Below are 20,254 nucleotides of genomic sequence, written 5' to 3'. Positions count from 1 at the left end.
GCACGCGAGTCGATGCGCGAGGACCTGTCGTTCCGGGACCGTGCCCCTCCGAGGGCCTCCAGGTGATCGGAGGCCCCGGGGGATGGTCAGGTCACAGGCCGTCTCGGGTCGCCGTCTCCGGACCGGCTGGCCATGCTGGAGCTGGGAGCGGCCTTCTTCCCAGTGAGTAAGGAGCACAGCATGTCCACGGACCCGGTCGGACGATTCCTGACGGCTTTGGACCCGGACCACCGGAAAGCCATCAGCGCCAAACCGCGCGAGGAACAGGAACAGCTCGCGGCGGCCTGGGAACGGGAGCTGGAGGAGGACACCGAACTCGACTCCCTCGACGAGCTGTCCCCGCCGGCGGCAGAGGCCGAGGCGGCCCGCCGCGTCCTGGCCCGCGAGACCGGCTGAGACCTGTCCGGCCGATCACGCGTCTCGCCTAGGTGATTCCGGCCGGGCCGTGTCCGGTCACGGGCCGGTGCCCGGCGCACCGGACACCGGTCCCCGCGGAGGTGGGACATCCATGAGCGGCGGCGCGTATCACACGGCCGGTCTCTCCCAGGGAGCAGGTCGCCCGCATCTCGTGGTCGTCCCGTGGAACGGCCGACCTCCACACCGCCCACACCGCCCACATCACGGCATAACGACGTAACAGCAGGTCAGGCGCGCGCACCACTACGGCATCGGGGGCCTCGGGCGCGCTGGGACCGGGCCGATCGGTGCTGGTGCGCTTGTTCCTTCGCCTTCCGGCTGTGGAAAGCTTCTCGCGTGCCCACCTGGATAACCCCGCGCCGCTTAGGCGCTACCGCCGTCCTGTACGCCGTGTTCGTCGGCGGCTGGTATCTCGGCCAGCCCCTCCCTCACGTCGGCTGCGGCTCACCCGAACCGGTGACCGCTTCCGAGGTGACGATCGCGGAGCCCGGCGAGGTCATCAGGGACTTCGGCCGAAGCCTCGACGTCATGTCCCAGACCTTCACCTCGGAGATCGTCTCCACCAAGGGTGTCGTGTCGTGCGACGCGACACCCGACCCCCGCCTCCTGGCCTGGCTGACCGGCGACTGGCGCTGACCCGCGGCGGGGCCGGCCGTTTCACCCGCGCGCGGCCTCTCCCTTCGGTTCCGTGGCGGAGAGCGGTGTGGCGATGTCCTCCAGCGAGCGGCGTTCCGCGTTCACCGCCAGGAACGCCGCCACCAGACCGGCCGCGCACATCAGCCCGGCGCCGATCCGGAAGGCCAGGGCCGTGTCGCCGACCACGCCGGACGCGGTCAGGTCGGCGAAGATCAGCGGGCCGCTGATACCACCGACGGCGGTGCCGAGGGCGTAGAAGAAGGCGATGGCCATGGCGCGGGTCTCCATCGGGAAGACCTCGGAGACGGTCAGGTAGGCGCTGGAGGCGCCCGCCGACGCGAAGAACAGCACCACGCACCAGCAGGCGGTCATGGTCGTGGCCGTGAGCGAGCCGCGGTCGAAGAGCCAGGCCGTGCCGAAGAGCAGGATGCCCGACAGCAGATATGTGCCCGAGATCATGATCCGGCGGCCGACCGTGTCGAAGAGCTTGCCGAGGAGCAGCGGGCCCAGGAAGTTGCCCGCGGCGATGACGGCGAAGTAATAACCGGTGCTGCCGGTCGGCACGTCGAAGAAGGTGATGAGGATGGCGCCGAAGCCGAAGGTGATGGCGTTGTAGAGAAAGGCCTGACCGATGAAGAGGGAGAGGCCGAGGACCGCGCGGCGCGGGTAGCGGCCGAAGACGATCTTGGCGATCAGGCCGAAGCCGACGCTCTTGCGCTGGTGGATGGTGATCTCACCGGCCGGCGGCGGCAGCCGTTCCCCCTTCTCCTCCTCGATCCCCCGTTCGACGGACGACACGAGTGCGTCGGCCTTCTCTCCCTGGCCGTGGATGAACTGCCAGCGTGGGCTCTCCGGGACGTGCCGACGGACCAGGAGGACGACCAGGCCGAGGACGACGCCGAGGGCGAAGCTGAGCCGCCAGCCGAGGTCCTTGGGGAAGATGTCGGTGTCCAGCATCACGATGGACAGCAGGGCGCCGCCGATCGCGCCGAGCCAGTAGCTGCCGTTGATGATGAGGTCGACCCGGCCCCGGTAGTGGGACGGGATCAGCTCGTCGATCGCGGAGTTGACGGCCGCGTACTCGCCGCCGATGCCGAAGCCGGTGAGGAACCGGAAGAGGAAGAACCACCAGGACTCGAAGGAGAGGGCGGTCAGCGCGGTCGCCGCCAGATAGACGAGCAGCGTCACCATGAACAGCTTCCTGCGGCCGTAGCGGTCGGTCAGCCAGCCGAAGAACAGCGCCCCGGAGCACGCGCCCGCCACATACAGGGCGGCGGCGAGACCGGTGATCTGGGCGGAGGTGATGTCCAGGCCGCTGCCTTCCTCGGCGATGCGGCCGGCGACGTTGCCGACGATCGTGACTTCCAGTCCGTCCAGGATCCAGACGGTGCCCAGGCCGATCACGATCATCCAGTGCCACCGTGACCAGGGCAGCCGGTCCAGGCGGGCCGGGACGGCCGTGGTGACGGTTCCGGTGGAGGCGGGCACCGAGGCCGGCGACGGTTCCCCTGTCATGGCTCCCTCTCCGCCGGGCTCCGTCGAGCGGATGCCTCCCGTGCGCCCTGGGCCAGGAGGAAACACGCCCGCCGTGCCGGAGGCCGGGGCCCGCCGGACGGGCCCTACGCCCCCAGCATGCGGGAGACCGTGTAGATCAGCAGCCCGGCGAGGGAGCCGACGACCGTGCCGTTGATGCGGATGAACTGGAGGTCGCGGCCGATGTTGGCCTCGATCTTCTTCGTCGTGTGCTCGGCGTCCCAGCCCGCCACGGTGTCCGTGATCAGGGAGGTGATCTCCCCCCGGTAGGTGGTGACGACGTACACCGCAGCGCTCTCCAGCCAGCCGTCGACCTTGCCCTGCAGCCTGGGGTCGGCCGCCATGCGGGCGCCCAGCGACAGCAGCGAGGCCCGTACGCGCAGCCGCAGCTCGCTGCGCTCGTCCTCCGCCGCGGAGACGATCATGGATCGTACGGCGGTCCAGGCGGAGGCGATCAGGTCCTGGACCTCGTCACGGTCGAGGATCTCGCCCTTGAGGCGTTCGATCCGGGCGCGGGTCTCGGTGTCGGACTGGAGGTCGGAGGCGAAGTCGGCGAGGAAGCGGTCGAGGGCGCCGCGCGCGGGGTGGGAGGGCATGTCGCGCATCTCGGTGACGAAGCGCAGCAGCTCCTTGTAGACGCGGTCGCCGATCTTGCGGTCCACGAATCTCGGGGTCCAGCCGGGGGCCCCGCCGTGCACGGCGTCCATCACGTAGTCGCCGTGCAGCACGAGCCAGTCGTGGGCGCGGGCGACGACGACGTCGACGGCCTTCTTGTGGCCGCCGTCGGCGACGATCCTCTCCAGCATCTTGCCCATGCCGGGCGCGATCTCCTGGGCGTCCGCGCGGCGGGTGATCGCCTCGCCGACCACCGCCTGGACGTCGGAGTCGCGCAGGACGGTCAGCGCGCCGCGCAGGGCGGCCGACAGTTCGGCGGTGACCCGGTCGGCGTGCTCGGGCACCGCCAGCCAGGCGCCGAGCCGGCGGCCGATGCCGACGGAGCGCAGCCGCCCGCGGACGACGTCCCCGGAGAGGAAGTTCTCGCCGACGAAGTCACCCAGGGAGACGCCGAGCTGGTCCTTCTTGGTGGGGATGATCGCGGTGTGCGGGATGCGCAGGCCCAGCGGGTGGCGGAACAGGGCGGTCACGGCGAACCAGTCGGCGAGCGCGCCGACCATGCCCGCCTCCGCCGCCGCGGCGACGTAGCCCGCCCAGGCTCCGGCGCCCGCGTCGGACGCCCACTTGGCGAGGACGTACACCACGGCGACGAACAGCAGCAGCCCGGTGGCGATGAGCTTCATCCGGCGCACTCCGCGCTGCTTCTCCTCGTCCGCCGGACTGAACGTCGTCATCGTGCGGTGTGTGACGCCACCGGCGCGGGCCTGCGTACGCCGGCCTTCACCGCCCCGGTCCCGGTCCCCCGCGTTTCCGGTGGCTTCCGGGCCCTCAGAGCCCTCCGGGCCCCTTGTGCTCCCTGTGCTCCCTGTGTTCGCGGTGTCCGTGGCGTCCGCCTCGCTCATCCGCTCGATCCGTTCATCCGTTCCGCCCTGCTTCATCCGCTCCGCCCGTTCGGTGATCCCTCACACATTGTCCCTTCCTGACCGACTCCCGGAACGGAACAGGAGTTCCCGGCGTCTGTCCAATGAGTGGCCGGCAGCGGCCCGACAGTGGCCCGATGAGCTCCCGACAAGGGACTTCGGAGGGGATTCCGCCTGGAGATCAGGAGGAACGCAGGACGAGACCAGGGGAAAATCGGGGGGAAATCAGGGCAATCCGCGACGCGAGCCCAGGGTGGACCTCAGGGGGAAGTCAGAGGGAAGTCAGGGGCGAAGTCGGGTGACTGCCAGGAGGATCTCAGTGGGGACCCCAGTGGAATCTCAGCGGGGTCCCGTCGGACCACCGCCCGTCCATGACACATCATGGGCTCATCCGTACGGAGTCTCGGACTCCGACCGTCCGAGGAGAACAGAACAACATGACCGGGGGACGTGACGGGGGCGCGGGAACGCCTCCCACGAAGTACCGCGCCCTGCTCGCCGCGGTGATCGCCGCGATCGTGGCGGTGTCCGCGGCCATATACGTCGGGGTGTCCGGGGTGCCGTCCGGCCTGTACGCCGACGGTACGAGGGACCGTGTCACCCTCGCCGACGGCCGCGACGGGCGCCGGAACCCGGCCGCACCGGCCTCCACCGGAACCTGGGTCTCCTCCTGGGCGGCCTCCCCGGTCAGCGGCGAGCCCGGCACCGAGACGACCGGCCTCGCGGACCGCTCGCTGCGCAACGTCGTGCACACCAGCGCCGGCGGCACCGCCGCCCGGATCACCCTGTCCAACCTCTACGGACAGTCCCCGCTCACCCTCAGCCACGCCTCGATCGCCCTCTCCGCGGGTCGAGGCAACGCGGCGGCACTCGCCGACACCATGCGGCAGGTCACCTTCCGGGGCGGGAGCACCGTCGTCGTCCCGGCCGGGGGCCAGGTGACGAGCGACGCCGTACGCATCACCGTCCCGCCCGACGGAGACGTGCTGGTCACCACGTACTCCCCCACCGGCTCCGGACCGGTCACCCGCCACACGTACGCACGCCAGACCTCGTACGCCGCCGTCGGCGAGCACACCAAGGACACGACCGGCGCCGTGTACACCGAGGAGAGCGCCTTCTGGCGCTACCTGACCGGGCTGGACGTGCTGAGCAGGGACTCGGAGGGCACCGTCGTCGCCCTCGGCGACTCGCTCACCGACGGCAGCACCTCCACCACCGGCGCCAACAACCGCTGGCCGGACGTCCTGTCCGACCGGCTGCGCGAAGCGGCCGCGGCAGGACGGGACGTACCGCGCTACAGCGTCGTCAACAGCGGCATCAGCGGCAACCGCGTCCTCGCCGACGGCCTCGGCCGCCCCCCGGAGAACCCCAGCGCCCTGAACCGCTTCGACCGTGACGTCCTCGGCCGTACGAACGTCAAGGTCCTCGTCGTCGACCTCGGCATCAACGACATCCTGCGCGACCCGGACCTCGCCGACCCCGACGCGGTCGTCGGCGGCCTGAACACCCTCGTCGACCGGGCCCACGCCCGCGGGCTGAAGGTCGTCGGCGCGACGCTGATGCCGTTCGGCGGCCACCGCGGATACACCGACGCGCGCGAGGCGGTACGGCAGCGGATCAACACGGAGATCCGCGCGGGGCGCGTCTTCGACGCCGTCGTCGACTTCGACGGGGCACTGCGCGACCCGTACGACCCGCGCCGGCTGCGCCCCCTCTACGACTCGGGCGACCATCTGCACCCGAGCGACCGGGGGTACACGCGGATGGCCGAGATCTTCGGCCTGGACGACCTGTCGGGCGGGCCGCCGGCGCAGATGTAAGGGCGGCCGGACCGGCCCCACGCTCCACGGCAACTACCGGTGACCGGTCAGCGGTCCTGCTCGGGGGTCCGGTCAGCGGTCCTGCTCAGCAGTCCTGCTCAGCGGTCCCGGTCGCGGCGGCGTTCGCCCTGCTCCTCGGTCCGCCGGCCGTGCGGGGAGTCGAAGCCGAGGGAACCGTGGCCGAAGCCGCCGTGGCCGGGGGAGGCCTGGCCCGGCCAGGAGGCGTCCAGCTCACGGCGGTCCGCGTCGTCGCCCGCCACCTCCCCGCGGCGGTCCGCCTTGCGCTCCAGCTTCTCGCGGCGGCGCTCCTCACGGAGCTGCTGCTTCTCCGCCCGGGTCAGCTTGCGCTTGACGCCGACGCCGCCCCAGAAGGCGAAGCCCGAGACGATCACGCGCGGGGCGCCCGGCTCGCCCTGCACGCCCTCCTCACGGTGGTCGAAGCCACCCATGACGCCGATGCCGCGGACGACGACCTCGACACCCTGCGGGACGATGACATCGATCCCGCCCATGATCGCGACCGCGTTGATCACGATCTCGCGGTCCGCGAAGTCCGCCTCGCGCAGATCTATCTCGCCGCCGCCCCAGAAGGCGAAGCAGTTGAACTTCCGCGGCGCCGTCCACCGGCCCTTGCGCTGGAACCCCGACATCACGGCGACGGCCCACGTCGACGGCGCGTCACCGCCGACGCCCACCCGGCTCGCCCAATCGCCGCCCGGCTCGGGGGACTTCGTCAGGGAGACGACGGGGACGGACACTCCGGGGGCAGGCAGGTCACGGGTGATCGGCTCGAGTTCCCGGTAGGTCCGCGCCTTGTACGTCGCGTCCAGCCGCTCCTCGAACTCCTCCATGTCCAGGCGCCCCTCGGCGACGGCGTCCCGCAGAACGGCGGCGACGCGCTCGCGGTCGGCATCGGAGGCGCGGAGGTCCGGGGCTGCGTCGTCGGTCATACACAGCAGCCTACGAGGTCCCCCCGACCGAGGGCTACGAGACCACCCGCCCGACACCCTCGTCCCGGCCCTTTGAGGCATCCCCGGCGTCCCCGGCGGCCGACACGTCCCCTGCGGCCGAGGCGTCCTGGGCGGCGGCCTCCCTCTGATCCGCCTGCCCCGCCCGCTCCGCGTACATCTTCGCAATCACGGTCTCGATGTCCGGCTCCCGCACCGAAAGGTCCACCAGCGGGTACTGCGCCGCGATCCGCGCCACCAGCGGGGCCGCCGACTCCGCCGCCGGGAACGCCAGCCACTGCCTCGGCCCCTCCACCCGCACCACCCGCGCGGGCGCCGGCGCGTCGATGGGCGGCACCTCCCGTTCCAGGTCCACCACCAGCGTGCGTTCGCTTTCCCCCGCCCGGTGCAGGCCGGCGAGCGGACCGTCGTACATCAGGCGGCCGTGGTCGATGACCATCACCCGCGAGCACAACTGCTCGATGTCCTGCAGGTCGTGCGTGGTCAGCAGCACCGTCGTGGCCCGTTCGGCGTTCAACTCCCGCAGGAAGTCCCGCACTCTGGTCTTGGAGATGACGTCCAGACCGATGGTCGGCTCGTCCAGGTACAGCACCTCCGGGTCGTGCAGCAGCGCCGCCGCGATGTCGCCGCGCATCCGCTGCCCCAGGGAAAGCTGCCGTACCGGAGTGTCCAACAGGTCACCCAGGTCGAGCAGTTCGACGAGCCGGTCCAGGTTCGCGCGATAACGGGCGTCGGGAATCCGGTACATGCGGTGCATCAGCCGGTACGAGTCGAGCAGCGGCAGATCCCACCACAGCGTCGTCCGCTGCCCGAACACCACCCCGATACGGTGCGCCAGCCGCATCCGCTCCCGGGTGGGGTCGATGCCGGCCACCCGCAGTCGGCCCCCACTGGGGGTGAGAATCCCGGTCAGCATCTTGATCGTGGTCGACTTGCCCGCGCCGTTCGGCCCGATGTAGCCGACCATCTCACCGCGTGCCACGGAGAACGAGAGCGAGTCCACGGCCCGCACCTGCCGCCGCTCCCGCTTCAGGAACCCGGTCTTCTTCCGCACGTCGAAGACCTTCTCGACCCGGTCGAGAAGGATGAACTCCCGCTCGTCGCGGCTCCCGTCGCCGCCGCTGCTGCCGCCGCCGCTGCCGCTGCCGCTGCCATCACCCTCGTCATACGCGCTCGCGCTGTCGTCGCCCACGGCTAACTCCCTGTACTCCGATACGAACGCAGCCCCGCCCGCCACGCCAACCCCGCCAGCGCGCAGCACACCGCCGCCACCGGCGGCGCCATGAACGCCACCCATTGCGGCAGGTCCAACGGATACGGCCGCCCCAGCACATAGGACGCGGGCACCCAGTTGACGAAGGCGAGCGGCAGTACGAACGTCATCCCGCGCACCAGTTCCTGCGCGAACACCACCGGCGGATACTGCAGCATCGTCTGACCGCCGTAGGTGAACGCGTTCTGCACCTCGGACGCGTCCTGCGCGACGAACTGGAAGGCCGCGCCCCCCACGAACACCGCGCAGAAGATCGCCGCGCCGCTGACCACCGTCACCGGCATCAGCAGCAGCTTCGGCACCGTCCAGACGATGTCGAGCGAGGCGACGGCCCAGCCGAGGACCAGCAGCCCCTGCACCAGGCGCCCGACGCGGCGCAGGGCGAAGCGGTCCGCGGCGACCTGCGCGAGCACCGGTACCGGCCGCACCAGCAGCGTGTCGAGCGTGCCGTCCCGCACCCGGCGCCCCAGCCGGTCCATCGAGCCCAGCGCCAGATCCGCGATGCCGAACGACACGATGGACAGGCCGTACAGAAAGGCCACCTCGGCCAGGACATGGCCGGCCAGCACGTCGACGTGCGAGAACATCAGCGCGATGCCGACGAAGTCAAGGCCGGTCACCACGACCCCGCCGATGGTCGTCAGTACGAACGACGTCCGGTACACCATGGTCGAACGGATCCACATCCCCGCGATCAGCCCGTACGCGCGCACCCCCTGCGCCGGCCCGAACCTCCCACCGGCCCTCCCATCGGACCTCTCACCGAACCTCCCATCGGCCCGGCCGCCGACCCGCCCGCCGTCCTCTGCCGCCCCAGGCCGCCCGCCGTCCTCTGCCACGCCGGGCCGCCCTCCGCCCTCAGCCACCCTGAACCACCACCCGCCGTGTCGCCGCCGACTGCAGCAGCCGCCCCGCCACCAGCAACGCCACCGCCCAGGCGCCCTGGAGCGCGAAGACCCGCAGCGCGCTCGTCTCCCCCAGCAGGACGTCGGCCGGCCCCTGGAGCAGCGCCGCCCAGGGCAGCATCCGTACGACCTCGCCGAACACGCCCGGGAACACGTTCAGCGGCAGCACCATGCCCGAACAGAGCATTCCCACGATCATCAGCATCTGCATCGCCCCCGTACCGTCCATCAGCCAGAACGCGCTCAGCGCCACCAGGTAGCGGATCGCGTAACTGACCACCATCGCGAGCAGCACCGTCGTCAGGAAGGCGGCCCAGGTCAGCGGATCGTCCGGCAGCGCCACCGGGAAGACCGTCACCCCGAACAGGAAGGGGATCACGCCCCGCCCCAGCAGCTGGAACACCGACCGGCCCAGATCCTGCGCCAGCCACCACCCCTGCAGGTCGGCGGGCCGGTACAGATCGATCGCGATGGCACCCGTACGGATCCGCTCCATCAGCTCGACCTCGAAGCCGCCGCCCTGAATAGCCAGCGTCGCGTACAGCGCCTGCCCCAGCCACACGTACGTGACCGCCTGCGCCTGCCCGTATCCCCCGAGGTCCGGCCGCTCGTTCCACAGCGCCAGATACGTGTACACGAGGATCAGACCGAAGACGGTGTTGGTGAACACCCCGGCCGCCGTCGCCGCCCGGTACGTCGCATACCGCCGGAAGCCGCCCACCGCGACCGCCCCGTACAACCGGGCCGAGCCTCCCCCCACCACCCGCCTCCGCCCCTCGCCTCGCACAACGCCCCTCGCCTCGCCCAGCGCCCTCGCCGACACCCAAGCGCACGAACCTAGTACCGGCAGCCGATGCCCAGCCAGGCATTTTCCGGTTGCCGAGAGCCATACGGGTGAGAAGCCGTACGGCGGGCCGACACGCGCCGCCGACGGGAACGAACCGCCGGATGCGACAGTCTTCTCCAAGGGGGACGCACGACACGTACACGCACGCATCACGCGTACCGACTGAACCAGCCTTAACGGCCGAACCGGCCGTAATAGCTGGAACGGCAGTAATGGCCGGAATAGCCGTACTTTCAGAAAAAAGCGAAACAGGAGTCCGTGCACGACATGAGCGACGAGCCGCAGCCACAGCAGCCCGGCCAGAGCAAGCGCACACGCACGCGCACCGGATGGCGCCGGATCGTCCCCACCTGGCGGATGACGCTCAGCACCTTCCTCGTCGGCGCACTCCTGCTCATCGGCGGTTTATTCCTCGGCTACCACCTCGTGCACATTCCGTCCGCCAACGCCCTCGCGATCAAGCAGGCCAACGTCTACCTGTACACCGACGGCTCCGTCATCGCCCGGGACGGCGAGGTCAACCGGGAGAACGTCGGCCTCGGCCGGATCTCCAAGGAGGCACAGCACGCCATCCTCGCCGCCGAGGACCGCGACTTCTACACCGAGTCCGCCGTCGACCCCCAGGCGATGCTCCGCGCCGCCTGGAACACCGCCACCGGCAAGGGCAAGCAGTCCGGCTCCACCATCACCCAGCAGTACGTGAAGAACTACTACCTCCAGCAGGAGCAGACCGTCACCCGCAAGGTGAAGGAGTTCTTCATCGCGATCAAGCTGGACCGCGAACAGAGCAAGGACAAGATCCTCGAGGGCTACCTCAACACCAGCTACTTCGGCCGCAACGCCTACGGCATCCAGTCCGCAGCCCAGGCCTACTACGGCATGGACGCACAGGACCTCGACGCCGGCCGCGCCGCCTACCTCGCCGCCCTGGTCAACGCCCCCAGCCAGTACGACGTCATCGCCCACCCGGAGAACCGCCCCGCAGCCGAGTCCCGCTGGAACTACGTCCTGGACGGCATGGTCGAGAAGGGCTGGCTGAGCCGGACGGAGCGCGCCGGCCTGAAGTTCCCCACGCCCAAGGAGAGCACCAACTCCACCGGCATGTCCGGCCAGCGCGGCTACATCGTGCGGATCGTGAAGGACCACCTCATCCAGAACAAGATCGTGGACGAGGAGCAACTCGACGCGGGCGGCTACCGCATCACCACGACCCTGCAGAAAAACAAGCAGGACGCCTTCGTCGACGCCGTCAACGACAACCTGATCGACCGGCTCGACCAGAAGGAGCGCAAGGTCGACACGTACGTCCGCGCGGGCGGCGCCGCCGTCGAACCGAAGACCGGCAAGGTCCGCGCGATGTACAACGGCATCGACTACGTCAAGCAGTACACCCCCAACGCCACCCGCAGGGATTACCAGGTCGGCTCCATCTTCAAGCCGTTCGTCCTCACCGCCGCCGTCGAGAACAGGGCCAGCACCCAGGACGGCCACCCCATCACCCCGAACACCGTCTACGACGGCACCAACAAGCGACCCGTCCAGGGCTGGTCCGGCGGCCTCTACGACCCGGCCAACGAGGACGACCGCTCGTACGGCGACATCACCGTCCGCGAGGCCACCGACAAGTCCGTCAACGCCGTCTACGCCCAGCTGGCGGTCGACGTCGGCTCCGACAAGGTCCAGCAGACCGCCATCGACCTCGGCATCCCCTCCACCACACCCGAACTGACCCCGTCCCCCTCCATCGCCCTCGGCGTGGCCACCGCCAGCGCCCTGGACATGGCCGAGGCGTACGCGACCCTCGCCAACCACGGCGTGCACGGCGACCACACCATGATCGAGAAGATCACCAAGGACGGGAAGGAAACGGTGCCGCTGCCCGAGCGGAAGACCCGCCAGGCCGTCAGCCGCGAAGCCGCCGACACCACCACCACCGTCCTGCGCGGCGTCGTCCAGAACGGCACCGCGACCGCCGCCCTGGGCGCGGGCCGCCCCGCCGCCGGCAAAACCGGCACCGCGGAGGAGGACAAGGCCGCCTGGTTCGCCGGCTACACCCCCGAACTGGCCACCGTCGTCACGATCATGGGCCAGAACCCGGTCACCGCCGCGCAGGAGAAGCTGTACGGCGCGATGGGCCTGCCCCGCGTCAACGGCGGCGGAGCCCCCGCCGAGATCTGGGCCCAGTTCACCCGGGAGGCACTGGCGGGCGAACCCGTCAGCGACTTCGACCTCGCACCACAGGCGGACGCCGAGCGGACCGCGCCACCGACCGCCGATACCGGTTCCCGCCCACCCACGACCGCCCCGGACGACGGCACGCCCACCACCCCCGGACCGGACGAGAACACGAGCCGGATTCCGGGCCCGGACGGCGGCACCCGCGAGGTCAGCACCGAAGGCGGGACGAACCAAGGAACCGGCGGCGCCACCACGACCGACGGCACCACGGACGGCAGCACCTCCACCGGCGGCACCACGGACGGAACCACCGGCGGCGGCACCACGGGCGACACGGACAACGGCGGAACCGGGGGAACCGGGGGAACGGACGGCGAGAACCCCGGCCCGGGCGTCCACGGCGGCCTCGCCGGCTTCATCCCACGCCCCCGCGGGGAATGACCGCGCCGCGCAGAAAGCGGCCGCCCTCAGCACTCAGCGCTCAGCGCTCAGCCCCTCAGTGCCCCGACGTCGCCTTCAGCCCCACCACGGCGACCACCAACAGGCACACGAAGAAGATCCGGGCGGCGGTCACCGGCTCCCCCAGCACCGCCATGCCCAGCACCGCCGCCCCGGCGGCACCGATCCCCACCCACACGCCGTACGCCGTACCGATCGGCAGCGTCTTCGCCGCGTACGACAGCAACACCATGCTCGCCACGATGCCGGCGCCGGTGAGCACACTGGGAACCAGCCGGGTGAAACCCTCGGTGTACTTCATCCCGATCGCCCAGCCGACCTCGAGCAGACCGGCAACGATCAACAGAACCCACGCCACGACAGGCACCTCCGGGACACACGTCGACGAATCAACGAATCGTCGAATCGAAACGGGAGTGCGTCGTCTTTGCCTCACCCCGGTACGGCGCGTCTCGTCGGGGCCCAGTGGGTTCCCCCACTCTAAAGCCCTGGCCAGGCAGCCGGAAGGGCTGGTGACCATGGTCACCAGCCCTTCCGTCCACCACCACGGCAACGCCGCGACGGCCCACGGGTCTACAGGTACAGGCCCGTCGAGTCCTCCGACCCCTCGAACCGGTCCGCGGCCACGGCGTGCAGATCACGCTCCCGCATCAGCACGTACGCGGCACCCCGCACCTCGACCTCCGCACGGTCCTCCGGGTCGTACAGCACCCGGTCACCCGTCTCCACCGTCCGGACGTTCTGTCCCACCGCGACGACCTCGGCCCAGGCCAGCCGGCGGCCGACCGCCGCCGTCGCGGGAATCAGGATGCCGCCCCCGGACCGCCGCTCGCCCTCACTCGCGTCCTGCCGCACCAGTACACGGTCGTGCAGCATCCGGATGGGCAGCTTGTCGTGCCGGGGGTCGTGCTCGTTCTTCTTCGCGCTCACGCCTGAAACCTACCTGCCTTGGCCACGGACGTACGCAATCGGGTCCACGCACGCCCCGGGCCCGAGTACGAGTCGCGTCCTGGTACAAGTTCCGGGTACGGGTACGGGTAACGAGTCCGAGTACGGGTATCGGGTACGGATCAACGCCTGCGCCGACGCGACCCCAGAGTCAGCAGCCCCACCACACCCACCACTACCACCACCGCGGCCGGCACGACCCGCTCCAGCCGCGGCGCACCGTTCACGTCCACGAACTGCGCCTTGACGTCGCTCACCGCACGATTCACGCCGACGTACGCCCTGCCGAGCGTGTGATCGACGTTGGAGGCGACCCTGGCCTTCGCGTCCCCGACGATCGTCTTCGGATGCACCCGCACGCCGATCTCGTCCAGGGTCTCGGCCAGCACCGCACGACGGCGCTTGATGTCCGCCTCGATCTGCGCCGGGGTCCTGGTGTCCGCCGTGTCCGCCACCGTGTCGCCTCCGAAATCCGCTGAAACCATAAAAGCCGTACCTGTGCCGGACAGTCTGTCAGCTTCGCACCGCCCCGCACGGTCAGGGCACCCGGATACCCTCGATCCCGGCACCCGATCCACCCAGCGCGTACGTACGAGGAGACCAGACCGATGAGCGAACGCCTCGAGCCCGGAGCCCCGGCCCCCGCCTTCACCCTGCCCGACGCCGACGGCAACGAGGTGTCCCTGGCCGACCACAAGGGCCGCAAGGTCATCGTCTACTTCTACCCGGCGGCGCTCACACCCGGCTGCACCAAGCAGGCCTGCGACTTCACCGACAACCTCGACCTGCTGACCGGCGCGGGCTACGACGTCATCGGCATCTCCCCCGACAAGCCCGAGAAGCTCGCCAAGTTCCGCGAGAAGGAGTCCCTGAAGGTGACCCTCCTCGCCGACCCCGACAAGCAGGTCCTGGAGGCGTACGGCGCGTTCGGCGAGAAGAAGCTGTACGGCAAGACGGTCGTCGGCGTGATCCGCTCCACGATCGTCGTCGACGAGGAGGGCAAGGTCGAACGCGCCCTCTACAACGTCAAGGCGACGGGCCACGTGGCCAAGATCATCAAGGACCTGGGCGTCTGAGCCTGGGTAACGTCGAAAGCGGCTCGTACCGGCTCCCCGGTACGAGCCGCTTCGCATTCCATGCGTGACCGTCCGATAAACGGTTCGTTACTCCGTACGAGGCCACGAACGGGTGGCCTCGTACGGAGGGACTCGATGGTGGCAAGCGCGTACACCAAGGAGCGGCTGGAGGAGGCGGCTCGGGGCTCACGGACGTTGTCGGAGGCGTTGGTGCGGTTGGGGGTGGATCCGAGGAGTTCGACGCGGCGGTACGTGCTGGGACGGATGAAGAAGCTCGGGGTCGACACGGCGCGCTTCCAACGTGAGGGGGTGAAATGGACCCGAGACGTCCTCCAAGAGGCAGTCTCGGCCTCCACGAACATGTGCGAGGTGTTGCGGCATCTCGGATTGGAGGTGGTCGGTGGGCACCACACGCACATCAGCCGCCGGATCAAGGAGTACGGCCTCGACATCTCGCACTTCCAGATGCCGACCCGAAGGGGCAAACCCTGGCGCCCGCGGAAGCCGGAGAACCTGCTCGTCGAGCAGCCACCCGCCCAGGCCCGGCGCGTCCCGAGCGACCGGCTCAAGTGGGCGATGACCACCCTGGGCGTACCGGAGCAGTGCACCCTCTGCGGTACCGGAAGCGTCTGGCGGGGACGCCCGCTCCCCTTGGAGGTCGACCACGTGGACGGCGACTGGCGAAACAACCACATCGAGAACCTGCGGCTCCTCTGCCCCAACTGTCACTCGACAACGGACAATTACCGGGGACGCGGCAAGGGACGTGCGAGCCGATGAGCAGTGGTGTGCGGTACACCCGCGATCGGCTGGCAGAAGCTGCCGCGCAGTGCTCCAGCCTCGATGAGGTGGTCACCTTCTTCGGTACCCAGCCGTACAGCTATCTCCGCAAATACCTCACAAAGCGCTTTGCTCACTTCGGGATCGACATCTCGCATTTCAGTCCTTCGGCCGGGCTTCCCCGGCCCACCGCCGAAGAGCTGCGCACGACAGTCGCCGAATCCGTTTCGATCGCTGCGGCACTTCGTCAACTAGGACGCCCTGCCAGCGGTACACAGCGCACCCTCCTACATCAGTGGGTCGCTGAGGAGAACATCTCAATGGCGCACTTTCTGGGACAGGCCCATCAGCGCGGCAAGCCCAGCGCGACGAACCCGCTCAGACGGCCTGACGACATCTTGGTCAAGCACGTCGGCAAACGTCGGACGAAGACCGCGCTCCTGCGTCGGGCGCTCTACGAAGTCGGCGTGCCCAATGAGTGCGTCGAGTGCGGCACTGGCCCCGAATGGCTGGGCAAGCCCATGACCCTGGAGGTCGATCACATCAACGGTGACTGGCGGGACGACCGGCGCGAGAATCTGCGGTTGCTGTGCCCGAACTGTCATGCGATCACCAGTACCTGGTGCCGAGGTGGCCAGCGACGGCATACTTCCGCCCAGTAAGGTGGAGCGGAGCTGGCGCCCGTACGCCAACGGCTGAGCGGCGATCTTTAGGTGGTCGTGTCTGTCGGTTCGAATCCGACCGGGCGTACAGACGGAGCGGCCCTGAACCCCGCCAGAGGCGCAGGGCCGCTCCCGAGTCACCCCAGCAGCTCCCGCACCGCCGGTACCAGCGCCCGGAACGCCTTCCCCCGGTGGCTGATGGCGTTCTTCTCCGCCGCGGAAAGCTCCGCGCAGGTCCTGGTCTCGCCCTCCGGCTGGAGGATCGGGTCGTAGCCGAAGCCGCCGGTGCCGGCCGGGGTGTGGCGCAGGGTGCCCCTCAGGTGGCCTTCGACGACGCGTTCCGTGCCGTCGGGGAGGGCCAGGGCGGCGGCGCAGGCGAAGTGGGCGCCGCGGTGGGTGTCGACGATGTCGGAGAGCTGGGCCAGGAGCAGGTCGAGGTTGGCCCGGTCGTCGCCGTGGCGGCCTGCCCAGCGGGCGGAGAAGATGCCGGGGGCGCCGCCGAGGACGTCGACGCAGAGGCCGGAGTCGTCGGCGACGGCGGGGTGGCCGGTGGCGCGGGCGAGGGCGTGGGCCTTGAGGAGGGCGTTCTCGGCGAAGGTGGTGCCGGTCTCCTTGACGTCGGGGACGTCGGGGTAGGCGGCGGCGCCGACGAGTTCGTGGGGCAGTCCGGCTTCGGCGAGGATCGACCGCAGTTCGGTGATCTTTCCGGCGTTGCGGGTGGCGAGGATCAGGCGGGTCATGGGGTCCAGTATTCCGGGCCCCATTTCCGCCGGCTGCTCCCCACCCTGTCCTACGGTGTGCAGACCTTCGTCAGTTCGCCGGCCGCGTCGGTGACCGGGCTGAGGTCGGGGGTGGTGTCGCCGTCCTCGACGGAGGTGCGGACGGTGCCGACGGCCTTGTCCAGGTCGTCGACGGCCTTGCCGATGTCGGCGTTGTCGGTCTGGTCGCCTATTTCGCCGAGGTTCTGGTCGATGGAGTCGAGGGACTCCTCGAGCTGGGTGGCGTCGTTGGAGGCGTTCTCGGCGGCCTGCTGGAGTTCGGTGACGCTGTCGGCGATGGCGTCGGCGGTCCGGACGCAGTCGAGTGCCTTGTCGACGGCGCTGCAGCCGGTGGTGAGTCCGGCGGTGAGTGCGACTGCCGCCAGTGTGGCGGCGACGGCTGTGGTGCGGCGTCGGCGGCTCGCGGCCATGGAACGGTCCCTCCCTGTGGGGCCGGGTGGCCCTCGTCGCCGGCCGGGTGTCCGGAGTCGATCCGTACGCCCGTACCCCTACGGACGCGGGGGTGGCCGGCGCGGTTGCCCGCGTCGGCCACGTCCTTTGGTACGTCCTTTACCTTTCGAGGACGCTATCAAGTGCGGTGCGCTGCGCGGTAGTCAGTTCGGCGCAGCCGGCGACGGCGAGGTCGAGGAGGGTGTTCAGTTCGGTCCGGTCGAAGGGCTGGGCCTCGGCGGTGCCCTGGACTTCGACGAAGCGGCCGTCGCCGGTGCAGATGACGTTCATGTCGGTGTCGGCGTGGACGTCCTCCTCGTAGCAGAGGTCGAGGAGGGGGAGGCCGTCGACGATGCCGACGGAGACGGCGCTGACGGTGCCGGTGAGGGGCCGGCGGCTGGCGCGGATGAGCTTGTTGTCCCTGGACCAGTTGATGGCGTCGGCGAGGGCGACGTAGGCGCCGGTGATGGCGGCGGTGCGGGTGCCGCCGTCGGCCTGGAGGACGTCGCAGTCGAGGACGATGGTGTTCTCGCCGAGTTGCTTGTGGTCGATGACGGCGCGCAGGGACCGGCCGATGAGGCGGCTGATCTCGTGGGTGCGTCCGCCGATGCGGCCCCGGACGGATTCACGGTCGCCGCGTGTGTTGGTGGCGCGGGGGAGCATCGAGTATTCGGCGGTCACCCAGCCCTCGCCGCTGCCCTTGCGCCAGCGGGGGACGCCTTCGGTGACGGAGGCGGTGCAGAGGACTTTGGTGTCGCCGAAGGAGACGAGGACGGAGCCTTCGGCGTGCTTGCTCCAGCCGCGTTCGATGGTGACCGGGCGGAGTTGTTCGGGGGTGCGGCCGTCGATTCGAGACATGGTGTCGAGCCTAGTCGTATACGGGAGGGGCCCCTTCCTCGTGCGGCGGGTGCGTCGCCGCTTGGAAGGGGCCCTCGGGCGCCGGGAGTTCCCGGCGTCAGGGTTCTCCGGATATTCCGTGGATTCCGGAGATTCCGGTTGTCACATCATGTCTTCGATCTCGGCCGCGAGGGGGTCGGCGTCGGTGCCGATGACGACCTGGATGGCGGTGCCCATCTTGACGACGCCGTGGGCGCCGGCGGACTTCAGTGCGGCGTCGTCGACCTTGGCGGGGTCGATGACTTCGGTGCGGAGGCGGGTGATGCAGCCTTCGATCTCTTCGATGTTGTCGATACCGCCGAGCCCGGCAACGATCTTCTCAGCCTTGGTGGCCATGTTCGCTCTCCCTGATCCGAACCGCTTTTGTCGCAGTAACCCACAGTTGGCCCAATTTTGCGAGCGGTTGTGCCGTCTGTGCCGAAGGATGGCGCCACGACAGCGGAACCGTCCCCAACTGGTCTACACCACAGGGGGGATCGGCGCCAAACCCTCTGGGTAAGGGGGCCTGATGAGTACGCAGAGTCCCGCCGGCGGCGGGCATCCTCAACCGGCTGGGCCGGCCTGACGTGTTCGGGGGCGCCGCCCGGGCATGGCGTTCCCGGGTGTCGTCTCCTAGTCTGGTGCCGGTCGTTCGAGCCCTCGGACCGCGGGTCCGGGGGCCTTTCCGTGCGTCCGGAGGTCGGCTTCGGCGGGGCTGCGGACGGGCACGGCGTGTAGTGCTCCGGTTGCGGAATCCGAGGGTTCCTTATACGGCCTTCATCATGCTAGAACAGGTCTACACCACTCAGTGGTGTAGACCACCACGATGGAGGAAGTATGAGCACCGCCACCGCCTCGGCGGCTCCCGCGAAGAAGCGGGGATCCGGCCTGTTCCAGGGCCTGCAAAAGGTGGGTCGCAGTCTGCAGCTGCCGATCGCGGTGCTGCCGGCGGCGGGCATCCTGCTGCGGCTCGGCCAGCCCGACGCGTTCGGCGCCGAGGGTCTCGGCTGGGACAAGGTCGCGGCCGTGTTCGCCACCGCCGGTGGCGCGCTCTTCGACAATCTGCCGCTGCTGTTCTGTATCGGTGTGGCCATCGGCTTCGCCAAGAAGTCGGACGGCTCCACGGCGCTCGCCGCCCTGGTCGGCTTCCTGGTCTACAGCAACGTCCTGAAGGCGTTCCCCGTCACCGAGGCGAAGGTCCAGGACGGCGCCGACATAGCCGCGACCTACAACAACCCCGGTGTGCTCGGCGGCATCCTGATGGGTCTGCTGGCGGCGGTGCTCTGGCAGCGCTACCACCGCAAGAAGCTGGTGGACTGGCTCGGCTTCTTCAACGGCCGCCGGCTCGTGCCGATCATCATGGCGTTCGTCGGCACCGCGATGGGTGTCTTCTTCGGCCTGGTCTGGGAGCCGATCGGTGACGGCATCTCGATGGTCGGTGAGTGGATCACCGGGCTCGGCGCGGTCGGCGCGGGTCTGTTCGGCCTGATCAACCGCGCGCTGATCCCGATCGGCATGCACCAGTTCGTGAACACCGTCTCCTGGTTCCAGATCGGCGACTTCACCAACGCCGCGGGCGAGGTCGTGCACGGCGACCTGAACCGCTTCTTCGCGGGTGACCCGGACGCCGGAATGTTCATGTCGGGCTTCTTCCCGATCATGATGTTCGGTCTGCCGGCCGCCGCGATCGCCATCGCGCACGCCGCCCGCCCGGAGCGCCGCAAGGCCGTGATGGGCATGATGATCTCCCTCGCGCTGACCTCCTTCGTGACCGGTGTGACCGAGCCCATCGAGTTCGCGTTCATGTTCATCGCCCCGGCGCTGTACGTGATCCACGCGGTGCTCACCGCCCTGTCCATGGCGGTCACCTGGGCGCTCGGGGTGCACGCGGGCTTCACCTTCTCCGCGGGCGCCATCGACTACGGGCTCAACTGGAACCTGGCGACCAGGCCATGGCTGATCATCCCCATCGGTCTGGTGTTCGCGGCGATCTACTACGCGCTCTTCCGGTTCGCCATCGTCAAGTTCAACCTGCCGACCCCGGGCCGCGAGCCCGAGGAGGAGGTCGAGGACACCACCAAGGCGTGAGCGGTCCTCGTCGTCCCACGGCGACAGCATGACCGAGGCCCC

The 20,254-nt window shown here is 69.7% G+C and carries 21 protein-coding genes, 1 tRNA gene and 1 riboswitch; of the genes, 9 read left to right on the top strand and 13 right to left on the bottom strand.

Annotation, left to right across the window (positions count from 1 at the left end):
• Positions 1-180 precede the first annotated feature (180 nt).
• Positions 181-396, top strand: coding sequence for a hypothetical protein (locus ACFPZI_RS32795; protein ID WP_381370814.1), 216 nt, complete (start codon positions 181-183; stop codon positions 394-396).
• Positions 397-753: 357 nt separating this feature from the next.
• On the top strand, positions 754-1,053 hold the full coding sequence (locus ACFPZI_RS32790) for a hypothetical protein (protein ID WP_381370813.1): 300 nt from the start codon (positions 754-756) through the stop codon (positions 1,051-1,053).
• A 21-nt stretch (positions 1,054-1,074) separates the two neighbouring features.
• Here ACFPZI_RS32790 and ACFPZI_RS32785 read toward each other — a convergent pair whose 3' ends face one another.
• The gene (locus ACFPZI_RS32785; protein WP_381370812.1) at positions 1,075-2,568 is read right to left on the bottom strand and encodes an MFS transporter; all 1,494 of its coding nucleotides are present in this window, start codon (positions 2,566-2,568) and stop codon (positions 1,075-1,077) included.
• A 104-nt stretch (positions 2,569-2,672) separates the two neighbouring features.
• Positions 2,673-4,103 carry a DUF445 domain-containing protein gene (locus ACFPZI_RS32780; protein ID WP_381370811.1) on the bottom strand — a complete coding sequence of 477 codons (1,431 nt, stop codon included), beginning with the start codon at positions 4,101-4,103 and terminating at the stop codon, positions 2,673-2,675.
• A gap of 455 nt (positions 4,104-4,558) precedes the next feature.
• Between ACFPZI_RS32780 and ACFPZI_RS32775 the strand changes: the two genes are divergently transcribed.
• The gene (locus ACFPZI_RS32775) at positions 4,559-5,944 is read left to right on the top strand and encodes an SGNH/GDSL hydrolase family protein (protein ID WP_381370810.1); all 1,386 of its coding nucleotides are present in this window, start codon (positions 4,559-4,561) and stop codon (positions 5,942-5,944) included.
• A gap of 98 nt (positions 5,945-6,042) precedes the next feature.
• Here the strand turns inward: ACFPZI_RS32775 and ACFPZI_RS32770 are convergent, their stop codons facing one another.
• From ACFPZI_RS32770 to ACFPZI_RS32755, 4 genes are all read right to left on the bottom strand, one after another.
• A complete protein-coding gene (locus ACFPZI_RS32770; RefSeq protein ID WP_381370809.1) occupies positions 6,043-6,894 on the bottom strand; it encodes a DUF1707 SHOCT-like domain-containing protein in 852 nt (283 codons plus the stop codon).
• A 34-nt stretch (positions 6,895-6,928) separates the two neighbouring features.
• Positions 6,929-7,999 (bottom strand): ABC transporter ATP-binding protein, encoded by a 1,071-nt coding sequence (locus tag ACFPZI_RS32765; RefSeq protein ID WP_381370825.1) that lies wholly within the window; start codon positions 7,997-7,999, stop codon positions 6,929-6,931.
• 107 nt (positions 8,000-8,106) lie between these two features.
• Complete coding sequence (locus ACFPZI_RS32760) at positions 8,107-8,898, bottom strand: ABC transporter permease (protein WP_381370808.1); 792 nt, start codon at positions 8,896-8,898, stop codon at positions 8,107-8,109.
• Positions 8,899-9,043: 145 nt separating this feature from the next.
• The gene (locus ACFPZI_RS32755; RefSeq protein ID WP_381370807.1) at positions 9,044-9,850 is read right to left on the bottom strand and encodes an ABC transporter permease; all 807 of its coding nucleotides are present in this window, start codon (positions 9,848-9,850) and stop codon (positions 9,044-9,046) included.
• A 354-nt stretch (positions 9,851-10,204) separates the two neighbouring features.
• On the opposite strand from ACFPZI_RS32755, the gene ACFPZI_RS32750 reads away from it, so the two are divergent.
• A complete protein-coding gene (locus ACFPZI_RS32750; protein ID WP_381370806.1) occupies positions 10,205-12,556 on the top strand; it encodes a transglycosylase domain-containing protein in 2,352 nt (783 codons plus the stop codon).
• Positions 12,557-12,611: 55 nt separating this feature from the next.
• On the opposite strand, the gene ACFPZI_RS32745 is transcribed toward ACFPZI_RS32750, so the two are convergent.
• From ACFPZI_RS32745 to ACFPZI_RS32735, 3 genes are all read right to left on the bottom strand, one after another.
• The gene (locus ACFPZI_RS32745; RefSeq protein ID WP_381370805.1) at positions 12,612-12,932 is read right to left on the bottom strand and encodes a DMT family transporter; all 321 of its coding nucleotides are present in this window, start codon (positions 12,930-12,932) and stop codon (positions 12,612-12,614) included.
• Between the two features lie 57 nt (positions 12,933-12,989).
• Positions 12,990-13,049, bottom strand: a riboswitch (guanidine-III (ykkC-III) riboswitch).
• Between the two features lie 98 nt (positions 13,050-13,147).
• Positions 13,148-13,504 carry a GroES family chaperonin gene (locus ACFPZI_RS32740; RefSeq protein ID WP_381370804.1) on the bottom strand — a complete coding sequence of 119 codons (357 nt, stop codon included), beginning with the start codon at positions 13,502-13,504 and terminating at the stop codon, positions 13,148-13,150.
• A gap of 140 nt (positions 13,505-13,644) precedes the next feature.
• On the bottom strand, positions 13,645-13,977 hold the full coding sequence (locus ACFPZI_RS32735; RefSeq protein ID WP_381370824.1) for a DUF3618 domain-containing protein: 333 nt from the start codon (positions 13,975-13,977) through the stop codon (positions 13,645-13,647).
• Between the two features lie 153 nt (positions 13,978-14,130).
• On the opposite strand from ACFPZI_RS32735, the gene bcp reads away from it, so the two are divergent.
• From bcp to ACFPZI_RS32715, 4 genes are all read left to right on the top strand, one after another.
• Positions 14,131-14,598, top strand: coding sequence for a thioredoxin-dependent thiol peroxidase (gene bcp / locus ACFPZI_RS32730; protein ID WP_381370803.1), 468 nt, complete (start codon positions 14,131-14,133; stop codon positions 14,596-14,598).
• A gap of 135 nt (positions 14,599-14,733) precedes the next feature.
• Complete coding sequence (locus ACFPZI_RS32725; RefSeq protein ID WP_381370802.1) at positions 14,734-15,378, top strand: HNH endonuclease signature motif containing protein; 645 nt, start codon at positions 14,734-14,736, stop codon at positions 15,376-15,378.
• Positions 15,375-16,040: an HNH endonuclease gene (locus tag ACFPZI_RS32720; protein WP_381370801.1), complete on the top strand. Its 666-nt coding sequence runs from the start codon at positions 15,375-15,377 to the stop codon at positions 16,038-16,040. The genes ACFPZI_RS32725 and ACFPZI_RS32720 overlap by 4 nt, the downstream gene beginning before the upstream one ends.
• A 15-nt stretch (positions 16,041-16,055) precedes the next feature.
• Positions 16,056-16,128 (top strand) — tRNA-Leu (locus tag ACFPZI_RS32715).
• A gap of 49 nt (positions 16,129-16,177) precedes the next feature.
• Here the strand turns inward: ACFPZI_RS32715 and rdgB are convergent.
• From rdgB to ACFPZI_RS32695, 4 genes are all read right to left on the bottom strand, one after another.
• A complete protein-coding gene (gene rdgB / locus ACFPZI_RS32710; protein WP_381370800.1) occupies positions 16,178-16,780 on the bottom strand; it encodes an RdgB/HAM1 family non-canonical purine NTP pyrophosphatase in 603 nt (200 codons plus the stop codon).
• A 50-nt stretch (positions 16,781-16,830) separates the two neighbouring features.
• Positions 16,831-17,229: a hypothetical protein gene (locus ACFPZI_RS32705; RefSeq protein ID WP_381370799.1), complete on the bottom strand. Its 399-nt coding sequence runs from the start codon at positions 17,227-17,229 to the stop codon at positions 16,831-16,833.
• Between the two features lie 139 nt (positions 17,230-17,368).
• Positions 17,369-18,106, bottom strand: coding sequence for a ribonuclease PH (gene rph, locus ACFPZI_RS32700; RefSeq protein WP_381370798.1), 738 nt, complete (start codon positions 18,104-18,106; stop codon positions 17,369-17,371).
• A 141-nt stretch (positions 18,107-18,247) separates the two neighbouring features.
• Positions 18,248-18,481, bottom strand: a complete 234-nt coding sequence (locus ACFPZI_RS32695) for a PTS sugar transporter subunit IIB (RefSeq protein ID WP_381370797.1) — start codon at positions 18,479-18,481, stop codon at positions 18,248-18,250.
• A gap of 480 nt (positions 18,482-18,961) precedes the next feature.
• On the opposite strand from ACFPZI_RS32695, the gene ACFPZI_RS32690 reads away from it, so the two are divergent.
• Entirely contained in the window at positions 18,962-20,212 is a 1,251-nt protein-coding gene (locus tag ACFPZI_RS32690) for a PTS transporter subunit EIIC (protein ID WP_381370796.1), read from the top strand.
• Positions 20,213-20,254 lie beyond the last annotated feature (42 nt).

The sequence above is a fragment of the Streptomyces chlorus genome, assembly GCF_042655885.1.
GTDB classification, from domain to species: domain Bacteria; phylum Actinomycetota; class Actinomycetes; order Streptomycetales; family Streptomycetaceae; genus Streptomyces; species Streptomyces chlorus.
Note: the sequence above shows the minus strand (reverse complement) of the source record. Positions and strands in the feature narration are given on the sequence as shown.

Bases quoted from the DNA above. Each gene is read 5' to 3' on its own strand.
- ACFPZI_RS32775 (WP_381370810.1), top strand. From the start codon at position 4,559: ATGACCGGGGGACGTGACGGGGGCGCGGGAACGCCTCCCACGAAGTAC.
- ACFPZI_RS32785 (WP_381370812.1), bottom strand. From the start codon at position 2,568: ATGACAGGGGAACCGTCGCCGGCCTCGGTGCCCGCCTCCACCGGAACC.
- ACFPZI_RS32750 (WP_381370806.1), top strand. From the start codon at position 10,205: ATGAGCGACGAGCCGCAGCCACAGCAGCCCGGCCAGAGCAAGCGCACA.
- ACFPZI_RS32705 (WP_381370799.1), bottom strand. From the start codon at position 17,229: ATGGCCGCGAGCCGCCGACGCCGCACCACAGCCGTCGCCGCCACACTG.
- bcp (WP_381370803.1), top strand. From the start codon at position 14,131: ATGAGCGAACGCCTCGAGCCCGGAGCCCCGGCCCCCGCCTTCACCCTG.
- rph (WP_381370798.1), bottom strand. From the start codon at position 18,106: ATGTCTCGAATCGACGGCCGCACCCCCGAACAACTCCGCCCGGTCACC.
- ACFPZI_RS32725 (WP_381370802.1), top strand. From the start codon at position 14,734: ATGGTGGCAAGCGCGTACACCAAGGAGCGGCTGGAGGAGGCGGCTCGG.
- ACFPZI_RS32770 (WP_381370809.1), bottom strand. From the start codon at position 6,894: ATGACCGACGACGCAGCCCCGGACCTCCGCGCCTCCGATGCCGACCGC.
- ACFPZI_RS32720 (WP_381370801.1), top strand. From the start codon at position 15,375: ATGAGCAGTGGTGTGCGGTACACCCGCGATCGGCTGGCAGAAGCTGCC.
- ACFPZI_RS32695 (WP_381370797.1), bottom strand. From the start codon at position 18,481: ATGGCCACCAAGGCTGAGAAGATCGTTGCCGGGCTCGGCGGTATCGAC.
- ACFPZI_RS32780 (WP_381370811.1), bottom strand. From the start codon at position 4,103: ATGAGCGAGGCGGACGCCACGGACACCGCGAACACAGGGAGCACAGGG.
- rdgB (WP_381370800.1), bottom strand. From the start codon at position 16,780: ATGACCCGCCTGATCCTCGCCACCCGCAACGCCGGAAAGATCACCGAA.
- ACFPZI_RS32690 (WP_381370796.1), top strand. From the start codon at position 18,962: ATGAGCACCGCCACCGCCTCGGCGGCTCCCGCGAAGAAGCGGGGATCC.
- ACFPZI_RS32795 (WP_381370814.1), top strand. From the start codon at position 181: ATGTCCACGGACCCGGTCGGACGATTCCTGACGGCTTTGGACCCGGAC.